This is a genomic window from Streptomyces sp. NPDC002867, from assembly GCF_053591895.1.
In genome coordinates, this window is sequence record NZ_JBSFUR010000011.1 from 89485 (window position 1) to 105325 (window position 15841).

The 15841-nt window shown below is 72.9% G+C and carries 9 protein-coding genes and 2 pseudogenes; 4 read left to right on the plus strand and 7 right to left on the minus strand.

Annotated features, from left to right (window positions below; genetic code table 11):
• Positions 1-381: 381 nt before the first annotated feature.
• A pseudogene (locus ACWD0A_RS13790) lies at positions 382-1537 on the minus strand (hypothetical protein).
• A pseudogene (locus ACWD0A_RS13795) lies at positions 1534-2396 on the minus strand (5-dehydro-4-deoxyglucarate dehydratase). The pseudogenes ACWD0A_RS13790 and ACWD0A_RS13795 overlap by 4 nt, the downstream one beginning before the upstream one ends.
• Before the next feature lie 115 nt (positions 2397-2511).
• Here ACWD0A_RS13795 and ACWD0A_RS13800 point away from each other — a divergent pair.
• Positions 2512-3747: a TerD family protein gene (locus ACWD0A_RS13800; protein WP_451297711.1), complete on the plus strand. Its 1236-nt coding sequence runs from the start codon at positions 2512-2514 to the stop codon at positions 3745-3747.
• Positions 3748-3792: 45 nt separating this feature from the next.
• On the opposite strand, the gene ACWD0A_RS13805 is transcribed toward ACWD0A_RS13800, so the two are convergent.
• The 3 genes from ACWD0A_RS13805 to ACWD0A_RS13815 form a co-directional block, all read right to left on the minus strand.
• Positions 3793-5451 carry a TROVE domain-containing protein gene (locus tag ACWD0A_RS13805; RefSeq protein ID WP_451297870.1) on the minus strand — a complete coding sequence of 553 codons (1659 nt, stop codon included), beginning with the start codon at positions 5449-5451 and terminating at the stop codon, positions 3793-3795.
• A gap of 217 nt (positions 5452-5668) precedes the next feature.
• A complete protein-coding gene (locus tag ACWD0A_RS13810; RefSeq protein WP_451297872.1) occupies positions 5669-7084 on the minus strand; it encodes an alkaline phosphatase PhoX in 1416 nt (471 codons plus the stop codon).
• 380 nt (positions 7085-7464) lie between these two features.
• Positions 7465-8967, minus strand: coding sequence for a hypothetical protein (locus tag ACWD0A_RS13815; protein WP_451297713.1), 1503 nt, complete (start codon positions 8965-8967; stop codon positions 7465-7467).
• Between the two features lie 358 nt (positions 8968-9325).
• Between ACWD0A_RS13815 and ACWD0A_RS13820 the strand changes: the two genes are divergently transcribed.
• On the plus strand, positions 9326-11164 hold the full coding sequence (locus ACWD0A_RS13820) for an endonuclease/exonuclease/phosphatase family protein (protein WP_451297714.1): 1839 nt from the start codon (positions 9326-9328) through the stop codon (positions 11162-11164).
• Between the two features lie 149 nt (positions 11165-11313).
• On the plus strand, positions 11314-12222 hold the full coding sequence (gene dapA / locus ACWD0A_RS13825) for a 4-hydroxy-tetrahydrodipicolinate synthase (protein ID WP_451297716.1): 909 nt from the start codon (positions 11314-11316) through the stop codon (positions 12220-12222).
• A gap of 56 nt (positions 12223-12278) precedes the next feature.
• Here dapA and dapD read toward each other — a convergent pair whose 3' ends face one another.
• On the minus strand, positions 12279-13301 hold the full coding sequence (dapD, locus tag ACWD0A_RS13830) for a 2,3,4,5-tetrahydropyridine-2,6-dicarboxylate N-succinyltransferase (protein WP_451297718.1): 1023 nt from the start codon (positions 13299-13301) through the stop codon (positions 12279-12281).
• 300 nt (positions 13302-13601) lie between these two features.
• Here dapD and ACWD0A_RS13835 point away from each other — a divergent pair, with 300 nt between their 5' ends.
• Positions 13602-14621 carry a hypothetical protein gene (locus ACWD0A_RS13835; RefSeq protein WP_451297720.1) on the plus strand — a complete coding sequence of 340 codons (1020 nt, stop codon included), beginning with the start codon at positions 13602-13604 and terminating at the stop codon, positions 14619-14621.
• Between the two features lie 58 nt (positions 14622-14679).
• On the opposite strand, the gene ACWD0A_RS13840 is transcribed toward ACWD0A_RS13835, so the two are convergent.
• Positions 14680-15642: an esterase/lipase family protein gene (locus tag ACWD0A_RS13840; protein ID WP_451297722.1), complete on the minus strand. Its 963-nt coding sequence runs from the start codon at positions 15640-15642 to the stop codon at positions 14680-14682.
• Positions 15643-15841: the final 199 nt, after the last annotated feature.

Here is a 15841-nt window from a genome sequence, read left to right on the forward strand (position 1 = left end):
CAGCACGTGGCACCTCTCGCGTTCACTGGGCAAGCTGTGGACATACCTCTTGGATCGCGGGTATGCCGCTCGGTGCACACGCCGGATGTCGACGGGGCACGAGATGCGCTGGGAGCGGCACTACCTCGAGCAGCGGAAACGAAATGTCGGCCGCTGCGGTCGAACTGCTCGAACTCGGACCGGCGGGCGCATCAATTCCATTCGAGGATATCGCAGAACGGGCCGGCCTCGCCAAGTCAGGACCTCGGCGTGAAGGTCGCGCGGCTCGTCCGGCCGGAGGTGGCCGGCACCCTCGCACACGCATCAATGCGAACGTGGGCAGCATTTTCTATCGGGCCGATACCTTCCCGTGCGACCTGATCCGGCAGGAGCGTGGGCGCGTCAGGTGAGGTCGGCCAGGGCGGTGCGGATCGCCGTCAGGTCCGCGTCCGACGCCGGCCCCGCGTGGTACAGGCGCAGTTCGGTCACCCCCGACGCGGCCGCCCTCGCGGCGTCCGCCGCGAGGGTCCCCGGGGAGCCGCCCATCCCCGCGACGACGGCCAGGTTCGCCGCGAGCACGGCGCCGTCCGGCGCGTGGCGCGCGAACGGCTCCAGCAGGCCGGGGCCCTGGGCGCACGGCACCACCACACCGTCCGCCACCGACAGGATGTGCGCCGCGTCGACCCCCGCGTTGGCCCCCGCAGTGGTGCGCCACCGGGTCAGCGTGGACCAGGACCCGGAATCCGGGCGGCGCCGCCGCGCGCACCGCGGCGATCGCGGACTCCTGGAACGTACGGGCCGTGTGTGTACGGAACTCGAGGACGGGCGTGGCCAGTTCGGGGTCGAGAAGGCGCTCGCCTGGCGGCGCCGCACCCCGCCAGACCGGTTCGAGCGCCTGCCGCACGGCCCGGGCCAGTCGGTCCGGCGCGATCCCCCGGTCCGCGTAACCCTGTCGGCAGGACGGGCAGAAGCAGAGCGACATGAGGTACTGCGCCGCGTCCCCGAGCCCCACCCCCGCGATCTTGTCGTGCGCGTGCAGGTGCGCGAGGCCGTACCAGCCGCAGGACTCCAGCTCGGTGCCGCGCGCGCCGGGCCGCGGCGCCGCCTCGGCCGCGAGGGCGACGAGGTGGTCGCGCACGGCGGGCTGCGCGATGCAGGGCGCCCAGGGATAGCGGTCGCCGTGGGCGTTGACGACGGAGGTGTCCGGATGCTCCGCACCGAGGCGGGAGTTGTGCGCCAGGACCACCCAGCTGTGGACGTCGAGGCCGGCGTCCGCGAGGGCGGCCGCCGCCTCGCCGAAGGCGTCGCCCGGCGCCCAGTCCCCGGGCCCATACGGCCGCAGCCCGCGCCCCGCCCAGTACGCCGGGTCCGGCGGGTAGAGCACGGCCGCGTGCGGGGCGGTGACGATCCGGTGACGCGGGTGGCGCGGGGTCAGGGCCCGGGTGGAGTGGTAGGCCGCGGCGAGCGTCACCTGCCGGACGCCGAGGTCCGCGATGCGGTCCGCGGTGTGGGGGTCGCCGGTCACGTCCCAGCGGTAGAGGAACGCGGAGGCCCTCACGCCCGCTCCTCCAGCAGCGCGCGGCCGCGCGCGATCAGCGCCGCGAGCGCGGCGACGTGGTCGGCGGAGGGTTCGGACAGGGGCGGCCGGACCTCGCCGACGGCGAGCCCCTCGAGCCGTACGCCCGCCTTGACGAGCGAGACGGCGTAGCCGCGGCCCTGGTTGCGCAGTTCGACGAGGGGTGCGAAGAAGCCGTCGAGCAGCCGGTTCACGGTCTTGTCGTCGCCGTTCGCCAGGGCCCGGTGGAAGGCGACCGCGATGTCGGGGGCGAAGGCGAAGACGGCGGAGGAGTAGAGGGGGACGCCGATGGCGCGGTAGGCGGGCTCCGTGAGCTCGGCGGTGGGCAGCCCGTTGAAGTACAGAAGTCCCGCTCGGGCACCTCGGCGCGCACCGCGCTCACGATGCGCTGCATCAGGTCGAGGTCGCCGTGGCCGTCCTTGAGGCCGATGATCCGCTCCACTCGGGCGAGTCCGACGACGGTCCGGGGGGTGAAGACGGCGTTGTCGCGCTGGTAGACGATCACGTCGAGGGCGGTCGCGGCGGCGAGCGCGGTGTAGTGGCGCACGAGACCGTCCTGGCCGGCCACGACGAGGTAGGGCGGCATGGCGAGCAGCCCGTCCGCCCCCGCGTCCTCGGCGATGCGCGCGTACCGGACGGCGAGCGCGGTGCCGTATCCCGTGCCGGCGAGGACCGGGACCTCTCCGGCGCTCTCCTCGACGGCCGCCTCGACGCACAGACGGAACTCGTCCGGGGACAGGGCGTGGAACTCCCCGGTGCCGCAGCAGGCGAAGACCGCGGCGGCGCCGGCGTCGCCCGCGTTCCTCGCCGAGGTGACGGCCGGGGACGCCCAGCTGGTCATGGCCCGCTGGACCGGCGCGTACAAGTTCGGCAACGAGCGGGCCGCGCGCAGCCACCCCCGTAACCGGTGACGACGGTAAGGGAACGGTAAAGCGGTCTCGCTCGTTACTCCTGGCATGACAGCTATGACCCCCGGCTCGAACATTCCCCTGGCCACCGCCCGTGTGGCGGTGGACGTCGCCGCCCCGGTGCGGCTCGACGTATCGGGCCTGCTGCTCACCGCCGACGGCAAGGTGCGCTCCGACGACGACTTCATCTTCTACAACCAGCCGCAGGGCCCCGGCGTCACCTACCGCTCCGGCGGGGGCACCGCCCCGGACGCGATCGTCGTGGACACCGCGGCCGTCCCGCCCGGCATCGAGAAGATCGTCGTGGCGGCCAGCCCGGACGCCGCGGGACAGACCTTCCAGGGCATCGAGCCGACCGCGACCCTCCGCAACGCGGACGACGGCAGCGCGATCGCCACCTTCACGCCGCCGCAGCTGGGCGCCGAGACCGCGCTGGTGGTCGTCGAGATCTACCTGCGGAACGGCGCCTGGAAGGCCCGCGCGGTCGGCCAGGGCTATGCGAACGGCCTGGCCGGCATCGCCACCGACTTCGGCGTCTCGGTCGACGAGGAGCCCACGGCCGCCCCGGCCCCCGCGCCGACGCCCGCTCCCGCTCCGGCCCCCGCCGCGCCTCCCACGCCCGCCCCCGCGGCTCCCGACCCGCGCATCGCCGCCGCCGCACCGCCGCCGGCAGCGCCGCCCGCCCCCGCCGCACCGGCCGCCACCGGGAAGATCAACCTCGACAAGGGCCGCGTCAGCCTGCAGAAGAACCAGACCGTCTCCCTGGTCAAGGGCGGCCGCCCGCTGCTCTCGCAGGTGAAGATGGGCCTCGGCTGGGAGCCGGCGTTCCGCGGCAAGGACATCGACCTCGACGCCTCGGTCATCGCCTACGGCCCCAGCCGCAACCACCTGGACAGCTGCTACTTCGGCAAGCTGTCCATCCTGGGCGGCTCCATCAAGCACTCCGGCGACAATCTGACCGGCGAGGGCGCGGGGGACGACGAGGTCATCGTCGTCGACCTCGGCCGGCTGCCCGCCGACGCGACGGGCCTCGTCTTCACGGTGAACTCCTTCTCCGGGCAGAAGTTCACCGAGGTCGCCAAGGCCTACTGCCGTCTGATCGACGCCGCCACCGGGGAGGAGCTGGTCCGCTTCGACCTCACGAGCGCCGAGCCGCAGACCGGCGTGATGATGGCCAAGCTGATCAAGCAGTTCTCCGGGGAGTGGGAGATGACCGCGATGGGCGACTTCGTGAAGTCGCGCACGGTGCGCGGCATGGTCAAGCCGGCGGCACAGGCTCTGTGACGCCCGCACCACCGGGGGCGTCCTCGCGGCGTCCCCGGTGGCCGCTCACCTCCAGGGCCAGTCGGCCGACATCCCCTGTTCGATGAGGGGCACCATCCGGAAGGCGGCATCGGTCAGCCCGCCGAAGGTGTGCCGGTTGGCGCCGCCCGAGGGACCGTGGCCCACCTGGTAGCCCGCCAGGTTCCAGGTGTAGACGGGGACGCGGGCGGGGACCTGGCCGGTGGGATCGCCGCAGTGGTGGTACGCGGCCTGCTCGTCGGTGACGATCAGTACCCGGTCGTGGCTCCGGTAGTGCGCCCGCACGGCTGCGGTGGTGCTGGTGCCGCCGAGCATGCCGAAACGCTCCAGCACCTTCAGCACCGACTCCCCCTTCGTGTACGCCACCGGGGTGTGGCCCGTGCCGAACTGGACGAGGTCCGCCTTCTCGGCGCGCATCGCGACGGCCGTGCCGAAGATCGCCGCCGCGTCGGCGCGGTTGAGCTCCGAGCGGTCGGACAGCGGCGACCACATCGACCCCGAGCGGTCGACGAGCACCAGCGTCCGCCCCGGCAGCGCGGGCACGTTCGCCAGCGAGTGTCCGAGGGCCACCTCCAGCGGGTACGCCCAGCGGAGCGACGGGGCGTGCTGGTACGCGGCGAGGTAGCGGAAGGGGAACTGCCGTGACGCGGCGACCGCTTCGGGGTCCGAGATCCGCGCCGCGACCTGTGCGGCCACTTCGTCCGAGACACCGGCCTCGTCGAAGTTCCGGAGGTTGCGGACCAGGGCCATCGGCCCCATGGAGGGGATGACGGCCTCCCAGGCCGCCGCGTCCATCGGCCCCTGGAGCCAGCCCGCCAGCGCTTCCCACGTCATGCCCGCCGCGGCCAGGCGCTCGGCACCACCGGGCGCGACGACGGCGGCCCGCCGCTCCCCAACGGGCAGCTCCATCAGCTCACGGTGCGCCGTGAGCACCCGCAGTGAGGCGGGCGGCTCGGCGCGGTCGGCGTGGTGCCTGCGGTCGAGCGCGTACCGGAACAGGTCGCCCTGCCAGGGCTTCGCGGGATCCGGCGAGGCGTGCACCAGATTGAGCACGTCACCGAAGCGGTACCCCTTGCTCGCGGTGTCGTACTTGAGCAGCGACCGCGCTCCGTACAGCCGCCGCACGGCGTCCGCGACACCGCGCTTGACGGGCTTGGGCACGGTGCGGCCGTACCGCGACGTCCAGTACGCGAGCAGTTCGCCGGGCTCGTCGGCGCGCTGCAGCACGGAGTCGACGACCCGGCGGTTGTACCCGCCCCGGGTGGCGCCCGCCGCGAGTCGCGCGTGCACGAACTCGGCGGCGCCCACGATCGACGCGGTCCGCATGTGGGCGCGGCTCCGCAGCCAGCCGAGCAGCTCGGCGGTCCACTGCGGGTCCTCGACGGCGAGCCTGCGCACGAGCGCGGCGAACCGGTCGTCGCGGTCGCCGGCCGCCTCGTAAAAGGTCCGCTGGCCCACGAAGTCGGCCAGCGCGAGCAGATAGAGCTCGGAGTGCGGGTCCCGCTGGAACCCGGCGGCTCCCTCGTACGTGCGAAGGACGGGAAACGCGGCCGGGGCGGGCCGACTGGAGCGCACGTGGGAATGCGGTGCGGGTTCCTCGTCCAGATAGAGAACGCGGCCGCCGGGGCCGACGTAGGAATACGGTGCGGCCTCCGTGCGGGCCGCGGCGCTGTTGAAGCGAGTGATAGGAAATCCCCCCGAATTTCCGGAGATGCACACCGGGCGCACGGGAAACGGGCGCCTCACGAAACTGCGCCTCCCGAGATCCAGGATGGCAGCGGCGTCTTTTTGTCAGAGGAAGTAGCCGCGGCCGGCGCACCGGGAGGTGCAGTTCGTGGTGACGACTCTAGAAAACGGGATGCCGGGCGCGCCACGTATTTTCCGGCGCGCCCTGGAGGGGCGGTCAGTGCCGGTCCGGCTGCCGCTTCCAGGGGCCGGTGACGGCGAACATGATGCCGGGGGTCTGGATGCTCGCGTACAGGGTGCGGCCGTCGGGCGAGAAGACGACACCGGCGAACTCGCTGTAGTCCGGGTCCTCCTGGGTGCCCACGTTCAGCTCGTTGCGCGCGATCGGGTACGTGCGGCCGCTGTCGGTGGCGCCGAACAGGTGCTGCACGCCCTCGCCGTCCTCGGCGATGATCAGGCCGCCGTACGGGGACACCGTGATGTTGTCCGGGCCGTCGAAGGCGCCGTCCTGCGACGGGTCGGGTTTGACACCGAGCAGTACCTTCAGGGTCAGCGTCCGCCGGCGCGGGTCGTAGAACCAGACCTGGCCGTCGTGCTGGGCGGGGCTTTCCTCGCGGGCGTACGAGGAGACCACGTAGACGCCGCTGTCGCCCCACCACATGCCTTCGAGCTTGCGGCCCCGGGTGATCTCGCCGTCCCTGAACTGCTTGCGCACGGAGACGGTCCGGGCGTCACGGTCGGGGACCTCGGCCCAGTCGACGCCGTAGACCGTGCCGATCTTCGTGGCGCGGGACAGGTCGTCCACGAACCGCCCGCCCGAGTCGAAGCACTTGGCGGCCTGGAGCACGCCCGCGTCGTCGGCGAGGGTGCGCAGCTGCCCGCGTCCGTGCTGGAAGCCGTGCGGCGGAACCCAGCGGTAGAGCAGGCCGTTGGGGCCCGAGGCGTCCTCGGTGAGGTACAGGTGGGCGCGCTTGGGGTCGACGACGACGGCCTCATGGGCGAAACGGCCGAGCGCCTTGACGGGCTCGGGCGCCCGGTTGGCGCGGCGGTCGTAGGGGTCGACCTCGAAGACGTAGCCGTGGTCCTTGGTCATGCCGTTCCGGCCGGCCCGGTCCTCGGTCTCCTCGCAGGTGAGCCACGTGCCCCAGGGGGTCGTACCGCCGGCGCAGTTCTGCGCGGTGCCGGAGACGCCGACCCACTGGGCGACCTCGCCGCCGCGGTGGCTCTCGACGACCGTGCAACCGCCGGGCGCGGCCGGGTCGTAGACGAGGCCCTCGGCGAGCGGAACGGGGTGCGCGATCCTGCTGCGGTCGCCCCTGAGCTCATGGTTCACGACGAGCAGGGTCGAACCGCGGGGCCCCTCGAACGTCGCCGTCCCGTCATGCTTGCCGGGCGTGAACTCGCCGGAATCCAGGCGCGTGACGCCGGTGCGGGTGAGGATGCGGTACGAGAATCCCGCGGGCAGCGAGAGGATGCCGTCGGGGTCGGGCACCAGGGGGCCGTAGCCGGGCTCCCGGTCCAGTTCCTCGCCCGCGTCCGCGAGCGCTCCGGGCGCGGTGGCGAGCGCCCCGACGGCTCCGGCGAGGGCTACGCCTGCGGAGTGTCTGGTGAATTCCCTGCGGCTGAGCGGCATGAAGGTCTCCTGGGTGGCCACGCATCGATCGGACGTGCGCCACGATGACGCGCGCGCCTGAACACGTCCTGAACGCCACCCGACACCGGCGCCCCTGTCCGGGGGCTGCCGCCCCGCCCCCGGCTGCGGCAGCTCCGCGCCGGGGGTGCTTTCCCCACCCCGCCCTTCCCGAAACCGGGGCTGCGCCCCAGACCCCTGCGGCGCGCGGGCGCCACTCCCGGACACGGCCGCTTCGCGCCGCGTGCCCGGAGACGGGCCCGCGGCCGCCGTCCCCGCGGGGACCACCGGCTTCCGCCATCGCCTCCACCGGCGGGGGCGGGGCAGATGCCGCAACGTCCGGTACCCGCACGGACGTCCCCGAGGGCCGGGAGGCCCAAATGTCAGTGGGCCGAGCGGGACTTGAAGGCCGCCTTGCGGGCGTCCTTCGCCACCCGCTTGTCGCCGTGCAGCCTGCCCATCGCCTCCAGCACGTCCGCCGTCCGCGGATGCTCCACCCGCCACGCCGCATCGAAGAACCCGCTGTGCTGGCCGACCAGGCCCTCCACCAGGCCTTGGAGTTCCTCGACCTCGCCGTCCGCGTCCAGTTGCGCCGCGATGGTGTCGATCGCGAGCCAGAAGATCATCGACTCCGGCGGCGGCGGCACGTCGGACGCGCCGCGCTCCGCGAGCCACACCCGGGCCAGGCCGCCGAGTTCGGCGTCGTCGAGGACCGCGCGGACCTCCGGTTCGGCGTGCGGGCCGACCAGCGTGAGGGCCTGCTGACAGTGGAGGCGGCGCAGCGGTGCCCCGCCGTCGGCACCGCGGGCCGCGGCCAGCAGGTCGCGGGCGGCCGCGGCCGGTGCGCGCCGGGCCAGCCACTGCTCGGTCTCGGCGCGCGCGGCGGGCTCGGGGAAGTGCGTGAGCCGGTCGAGCAGGACCTCCGCGCCCTTGTCCGCGAGTTCCCCCACGGCGGGTGCGTCGACGCCCGCCTCCAGCATCCGGGCCCGGATACCGTACAGGCCGAGCGGGGTGAGCCTGACCATCCCGTACCGGGAGACGTCCTCGTCGTCGGCCGCGGTCTGGGTCGCCGCGTCCTCGGTCTCCTCCGCCATCAGCGCCTCGTCGACCGGCCGGTACTCGACGAGCCCGATGGGCTCCAGCAGACGGAACTGGTCGTCGAGGCGCATCATCGCCTCGGAGACCTGCTCCAGCACGTCGTCCGTCGGTTCCCCCATGTCCTCGGGCACGATCATCGACGCCGCGAGCACGGGCAGCGGGACCGGATGGTCACCGGCGCCGCCGTCGGAGACGGTCAGCAGGTACAGGTTGCCGAGGACGCCTTCCAGGAACTCGGCCTCCGCCTCCGGGTCCCAGCCGAGCGCCTCGAAGTCGACTCCGCCGTCCGCCCCGACGACGTCGGCGATGTCGTCGAAGAAGGGCGCGCTCGCGTCGGCGAGGACGACGTCCAGGGCGTCCAGCCACAGGCCGAGTACGTCCTGCGGCGAACCCCCGGTGACCAGCGCCAGGTTGGCCCCGGCGCCCGCGCCGCCCGCGACGTCGTCATCGGCGACGTCGCCGCCGGTCACGTCACCGGCACCAGCGGCGGCGTCATCGGCGGCGTCGTCGGCGTCCTCGACCTCGACGAGCCCGGTGTCGACGGCCACGCGCCACGCCTCGCTCGCGCACGCGGCCCCTTCCTCGTCCCCGGCGAGGCCCAACACGGCGGCCGCGTCGGGCAGTTGCTCGTCGACGAGCTCGCCGCCGGCGCCGACCCGCGTCCCCGGTCCCGCCCAACGGGCGAGCCTGACGGCCCGCGCGAGCAGCGGGGCGCCGAGCGCGGCCCGAGCCAGCTCCGCGTCCGAGTGCAGTCGGACCGGCGGAAGGGTGGGGCGGTCTTCGGGCATGTGCTGGTTCTCCTCCGCGGCGTACGGGATCCGGGGCAGGCTCACGGGCCCCCGGACGTAAGGGACCCGGACGCAGGGGGACCCGGGCGGTGCCAGCGTAGACGCATTCGAGGAGGTTTCGCGGCGCACTGGGAAGAGGCCACCTCCAGGGGTGCCTGTGGGGCACATGGTGCGACTGGGACGCCCCCGGCCGTGGAAAGCCGTCACGCCGCCGTGTTCACCCACGCGCCCACCCCCGTACATCCGGCGACTCTTGACAACTGCCCTGTCGAGCCAAGAGATTGACGCGCGTAGAACACGCAGGACCCCGCCGGCGCCGCCGGCACCCCTCATCCCTCACACCTCCGGAGAAACCCCGATGCCTTCCCCCGTCGTACCGAGAACGCCCGCCGTCGCCGCTGTCGTCGCCGCCGCGCTGGCCGCCGGCCTGCTCGCCGGTTCCACCGGCGCCACCGCGGCCGAGACCGCCCCGGTGCGGATCCACGACATCCAGGGCACCACCCGGACGTCCCCGCTCGTGGGGCGCCAGGTCACCGATGTGCCGGGCATCGTCACGGGCGTTCGGACGTACGGCTCCCGGGGCTTCTGGTTCCAGGACCCGCAGGCCGACGACAACGACGCCACCAGCGAGGGCGTCTTCGTCTACACCGGCTCCGTCCCGACCGTCGCCGTCGGCGACCAGGTGCTGGTCTCCGGCACGGTCGGCGAGTACATACCGGGCGGCACCAACTCGGGCAACCAGTCGCTGACGCAGATAGCCAGGCCGGCCGTCACGGTGGTCTCGCGGGGCAACGAAATCCCCGCGCCCGTCACGGTCTCGGCCTGGTCCGTCCCCGGCGCGTACGCCCCCGACGGCGACCCGGGGGCCGGCAACAGCATCAACGCCCTTCCCCTGCGGCCGCGTACGTACGCCCTGGACTACTACGAGTCGCTGGAGGGCGCCAACGTCCGCATCGGCACGTCCCGCGTGGTCGGCGCCACCGACCCGTACGCGGAGCTGTGGGTGACGGTCAAGCCGTACGAGAACGACAACCGCCGCGGCGGCACGGTCTACGGCTCGTACACCTCACAGAACACCGGGCGCCTGCAGATCCAGTCGCTGACACCCCTCGCCGAGAAGCCGTTCCCCAAGGCGAACGTCGGTGACGTGCTCGCCGGCACGACCGAGGGCCCGCTGGACTTCAACCAGTTCGGCGGCTACACCCTGACCGCCCGCACCCTGGGGACGGTGACGGACCGCGGCCTCGAGCGCGAGAGCACGCGCCCGCAGCGGAACGGCGAACTGGCGGTGGCCACGTACAACGTGGAGAACCTGGACCCGTCGGACCCGCAGTCCAAGTTCGACGCGCTGGCGAAGGCCGTCGTCGAGAACCTCTCGTCGCCCGACATCCTCGCGCTGGAGGAGATCCAGGACGACAACGGCGCGAAGAACGACGGCACGGTCGCGGCCGGGCAGACGCTGAAGAAGTTCACGGACGCGATCGTCGCGGCCGGCGGTCCGGCGTACGCGTGGCGGTCCGTGGACCCGCAGAACAACAAGGACGGCGGCGAGCCCGGCGGCAACATCCGTCAGGTCTTCCTGTTCAACCCGGACCGGGTCTCCTTCACCGACCGCGCGGGCGGCGACGCCACGACGGCGACCGGTGTCGTGCGCGAGCACGGCCGGGCGGCCCTGACGCTCTCGCCCGGACGCGTCGACCCGGCGAACTCCGCCTGGGAGAACAGCCGCAAGCCGCTGGCCGGCGAGTTCACCTTCCGCGGCCGCACGGTCTTCCTAATCGCCAACCACTTCGGCTCCAAGGGCGGCGACGAGGGCCTGACCTCGCACCACCAGCCGCCGAATCGTCCTTCCGAGGCCAAGCGCCTCCTCCAGGCGCAGTCGGTCAACGCCTTCGTCAAGGACATCCTCAAGGCCGACCGCAGGGCCGACGTCGTGGTCCTCGGCGACATCAACGACTTCGAGTTCTCGGCGACGACGAAGGCCCTGACGGACGACGGAGCCCTGTACCCGGCCATCACGTCCCTGCCGCGCTCGGAGCGCTACTCGTACGTCTTCCAGGGCAACAGCCAGGTCCTCGACCAGATCCTGACGAGCCCCTCGATCGACGACTTCTCCTACGACAGCGTGCACATCAACGCGGAGTTCGCGGAGCAGAACAGCGACCACGACCCGCAGGTGCTGCGCTTCCGCCCGTAAGGAGCAGCCGCCGGTGTGCGGGCCCCGCGGCCCGCGCACCGGCCGGCACCGCTGTGACCAGGCGCTCCGGGGACCTCTCAGCGCTGCTTCACTTTCACACGAAGCAGATGTAACTGGAGCTTTACCGGCCCTGCGGCCACACTGCGGACATGTCATCCTCCCGCCCTTTCGGCCGCGCCCTGTGCGCCATGGTCACGCCCTTCACCGACGACGGCGCCCTGGATCTCGACGGCGCACGGAAGCTCGCCGCCCGGCTGGTCGACGACGGCTGCGACGGACTGGTGCTCTCCGGCACCACCGGTGAGTCCCCCACGACGTCCGACGCCGAGAAGGCGGCCCTGGTGCGGGCGGTGACCGAGGAGGTCGGCGACCGGGCCGCGATCGTCGCGGGCGTCGGCACCGCGGACACCCGCCACACCGTGGAACTGGCACGCGAGGCCGAGCGGGCGGGCGCCGACGGGCTGCTCGTGACCGCCCCCTACTACAGCCGCCCGCCCCAGCCGGCGATCGAGGCGCACTTCCGCCGGGTGGCCGACGCCGTCGGTGTTCCGCTGATGCTGTACGACATCCCCGGCCGCACGGGCGTGCGCATCGAGCCGGAGACGATGCTGCGGCTGGCGGACCACCCCCGCGTCGCGGCGGTGAAGGACTGCGCGTACGACCTGCTGGGCAGCACCAAGGTCATCGCCGGCAGCGGGCTCGCGTACTACTCGGGCTGCGAGGAGACGAACCTGCCGCTGTACGCGGTGGGCGGCGCCGGATTCGTCTCGACGGTGGCCAACGTCGCCGCGCCCCATCTGCGCGCGGTCCTCGACGCCTACGACGCCGGGGACACCGCCCGGGCCGCCCGGCTCAACCAGCTCGCCCTGCCGCTCTCGGAGTCGATGATGGCCTCGGGGCTGCCGGGCACGGTGACCGCCAAGGCGCTGCTCGGCGCGCTCGGCCGGCCGGCCGGGCCGGTCCGTGAACCGCTGCAGCCCGCCGGCCGCGAGGCGACCGACGGGCTGCTGGAGGCGTACCGGCGGCTGGAGCGCGCGGCCGGTCAGCCGACTGCGTAGATGCCGCCGAGCACGGCGACGTCTTCGAGCACGTCCTCGAGGAGGAACCGCGAAGATCAGTTGTGGCTGTGGAGCACCTCGTTGAGGCCGCCCCAGACCGCGTTGTTCGGGCGGGCCTCGACGGTGCCGGTGACCGAGTTGCGGCGGAAGAGGATGTTCGACGCGCCGGACAGTTCCCGGGCCTTGACGATCTGGCCGTCGGGCATCGTGACGCGCGTGCCGGCCGTGACGTACAGGCCGGCCTCGACGACGCACTCGTCGCCGAGCGCGATGCCGACGCCCGCCTCGGCGCCGATCAGGCAGCGCTCACCGACAGAGATGATGACGTTGCCACCACCGGACAGGGTGCCCATGGTGGAGGCGCCGCCGCCGATGTCGGAACCGTCGCCGATGACGACGCCCGCGGAGATACGGCCCTCGACCATCGAGGTGCCGAGGGTGCCGGAGTTGAAGTTGACGAAGCCCTCGTGCATGACGGTGGTGCCCTCGGCGAGGTGCGCGCCGAGCCGGACCCGGTCGGCGTCGGCGATCCGCACGCCCTTGGGAGCCACGTAGTCGGTCATCCGCGGGAACTTGTCGATCGAGGTCACCTGGAGGTGCAGCCCCTCGGCGCGGGCGTTGAGGCGCACGGTCTCGAGCTGGTCGACCGCGACGGGGCCGAGGCTGGTCCAGGCGACGTTCGCGAGCAGCCCGAAGAGGCCCTCCAGGCTCTGACCGTGCGGCTTGACCAGCCGGTGGGAGAGCAGGTGGAGGCGCAGGTACGCGTCGTGGGCGTCCAGCGGCTTGTCGTCGAGCGAGGCGATGACCGTGCGGACGGCGACGACCTCGACCCCGCGGCGGGCGTCCGGGCCGATGGCCCGCGCGGCGCCGTCGCCGAGGAGCTCCACGGCACGCTCGGCGGTCAGCCGCTCGGTGCCGGCGGGGCCGGGCTCGGTGCCGGCGGGGCCGGGCTCGGCGGTGAGCTCGGGGGCGGGGTACCAGGTGTCGAGGACGACGCCCTCGGCGGTGACGGTGGCCAGGCCTGCGGCCACGGCGCCGGTGGTGCGCTGAGCAGTGGTGCTGTCGGACGAGTCAGTCATGACAGGAAACCTAACCGGCCGGGGCCCGCATCGGCGAACCGGTCTCAGGTGCCGGGCGTCCGCGTCGCGCGGAACGGCACGGGGAAGAGGGGTGACACGACGCTCGGGGGCGGAGTCCGTCACTCCGGCGGCCCCGGCTACCTTGTTCGTCCGGACGGCCGCCGCGGCGGCCGTCCCGCCGTCGTCTGACATGGGGGGACTTCAATGGCTTACGGAAACACGCCTTATCCGGGGGGCAACACGCCTTATCCGGGGCCGCCCGCGTGGGGCGCCTGGGCACCGCCGCCGCCCAAGCCGGGGGTGATACCACTCGGGCCGCTCGGCCTCGGCGAGATCCTCGGCGGGGCGTTCGCCACGATCGGCCGGCACTGGAAGCAACTGCTCGGCTTCGCGCTCGCCGTCTACGGCGCGGCCCTTGCGGTGTTCGGCGGGGCGCTCGCGCTCGCCTACCTGTCGATGAAGGAGGAGCTGCACCGGCTGCTGGACTGGTCCGGGGAGAGCGCGCCGGGCAGCGACCAGGTCGTGCCGCTGGTGGCGACCTTCGCGGTCGTGTACGTCCTCGGCATCGTCGTGCTGCTGGTGGCCAACGCCGTCGTCTACGCCTCCTGCCCCGCGGTCCTGCAGGACGCGGTGCTCGGGCGCCCGTCGGGCATCGGGGTCATCTGGAGCCGGGTGCGGCCGCGCGTGGGGGCGGTGCTCGGCACCGTCGTGATCACCGCGCTGATCGCCGCGGTCCCGCTGGTGCTGATGACCCTGGCCTTCATCGGCATGATCGTGACGATGATCGCGCTGGCCGTCGACGGCTCGGGCGAGTGGGGCTGGCTGATCCTGGTCGGCTTCCTCGGCATGCTGGCCACCGGGCCCGTGGCGATCTGGCTGTGGGTGCGGTTCAGCTTCGCGCCGGCCGTCGCCGTCTTCGAGGGGCAGGGCACCATCGGCGCGATGGCGCGCTCGGCGCAGCTGGTGCGGGGCGCGTGGTGGCGGGTGTTCGGCATCTCGCTCCTGGCCTTCGTGATGGCGGCCGCGGCGAGCTACCTCATCCAGCTGGTGTTCCAGCTGCTGAGCCTGATCCCCACCGGACCGGCCTCCCTGTCGGACGGGGCGGCCAACGGCGGTGTGGCCGTCACGATCGTGCTCACGACGATGGTGTTCGGACTGCTGACCACGCTGGTGGGCCAGATCCTCACCTCGGCCTTCCCGCAACTGGTCGTCGCTCTGCTCTACGTCGACCAGCGCATCCGCAAGGAGAACCTGGCACCCACGCTCGCCGAGGCCGCCGGGCTGCCGCCGCAGCAGCCGCCGGCCGCGTACGGGGCCTGAGACGCCGGAGCCCCGCGGCCCGGGAGCCGGGCCGCGGGGCTCCGCGCAGCGTGCGCGCTCACAGGAACTGCATGCCGTATCCCGTGCAGGTGGGCCGGAAGTCGTCGGGCCCGTCGGCCAGGGCGTTCACGGTCATCTGGAGCGTCGGGTCGTCGTCGAACAGCCCCATGTGGCCGGCCCTGTCGTCGGGGCACATGTCCTGCAGGACGATGTTGTTCACGTTCTTGCCGGTCAGGGCCTGGGTGGCGTACGGGGTGACGACCTTCTCGTACCTGGTCATGATGACGGTGTACTCGGGTCCGTCCGGCACCCGGTCACCGTCGGCCCACATCTGTCTGGTGTAGTCGCTGGTGCGGGTCTGCTCGACGACGCCGGGGAACCGTGCCGTGTTCGACAGGCCGGTGCCGAAGCCCATGAGGTTCAGCTTCTCGCCGAGGTCCACGATGCCGTTGAGGTCGGTGCCGTGGGAGCTGGGGGCCCAGCCGACATAGTCGCCGACCTTCTTCGCGCCGCCCATCTTCTTCATCCACCACATCGGCACGCTGCCGCCGAGCGAGTGGCCGACGATGTCGACTTTCCCGGCACCGGTCGCCTGCTGGACCCGCGTCACGAAGGCGTCCAGCTGCGCGGCCGAATCGCGGTTGGAGCCGAGCCCGCCGACGCGCTGGAAGGACAGCGGGGTGAAGCCGTAGTTCATGGCGTAGACGCAGTAGCCGTTGTTCTTCAGGCGCGGGGCGGCCTTCACGAAGTTGGCGCCGATGTTGAAGAAGGTGCCCGGCAGGAGGATCACCGGCTCGGGATGCTCGGCGCCGGGCCTGCACGACCAGTCGTTGGCGCCCGGCACGGCCCCCGGGGAGACCGCGTAGTTCCACAGCGCCTGCGGGACGCCGCCCTCGCGCAGCGGTTTCTCCTCGGCCGCCTGCGCCGGGGCGGCGGCGCAGGTGACGACGGCGGCCGCGGACACGGCGGCTGTGGCCAGTGCGGCGCGCAGGCGACGGGCGGACCACTCGATCCCTGACATCGGTTGCTCCTGTGGGGGGTCGATCAGCCCGTCCCGGGGCTGATGTCGGCGGAGTCGTACGGGGCACGGGGATGCCCGGGAGCAGCCTGCCGCGACTTGGGCGCGCCCGGTCCCGGGCGGCGTCCAAACAATCCGCCGGGGGCTTGTGAGCCGTCACAACACCCTCCCGGGGTACTCGCCCCTCGCCCGCGCGTCGGCA

Bases quoted from the DNA above. Each gene is read 5' to 3' on its own strand.
- dapD (WP_451297718.1), bottom strand. From the start codon at position 13,301: ATGACTGACTCGTCCGACAGCACCACTGCTCAGCGCACCACCGGCGCC.
- ACWD0A_RS13815 (WP_451297713.1), bottom strand. From the start codon at position 8,967: ATGCCCGAAGACCGCCCCACCCTTCCGCCGGTCCGACTGCACTCGGAC.
- ACWD0A_RS13800 (WP_451297711.1), top strand. From the start codon at position 2,512: ATGACAGCTATGACCCCCGGCTCGAACATTCCCCTGGCCACCGCCCGT.
- dapA (WP_451297716.1), top strand. From the start codon at position 11,314: ATGTCATCCTCCCGCCCTTTCGGCCGCGCCCTGTGCGCCATGGTCACG.
- ACWD0A_RS13840 (WP_451297722.1), bottom strand. From the start codon at position 15,642: ATGTCAGGGATCGAGTGGTCCGCCCGTCGCCTGCGCGCCGCACTGGCC.
- ACWD0A_RS13810 (WP_451297872.1), bottom strand. From the start codon at position 7,084: ATGCCGCTCAGCCGCAGGGAATTCACCAGACACTCCGCAGGCGTAGCC.
- ACWD0A_RS13820 (WP_451297714.1), top strand. From the start codon at position 9,326: ATGCCTTCCCCCGTCGTACCGAGAACGCCCGCCGTCGCCGCTGTCGTC.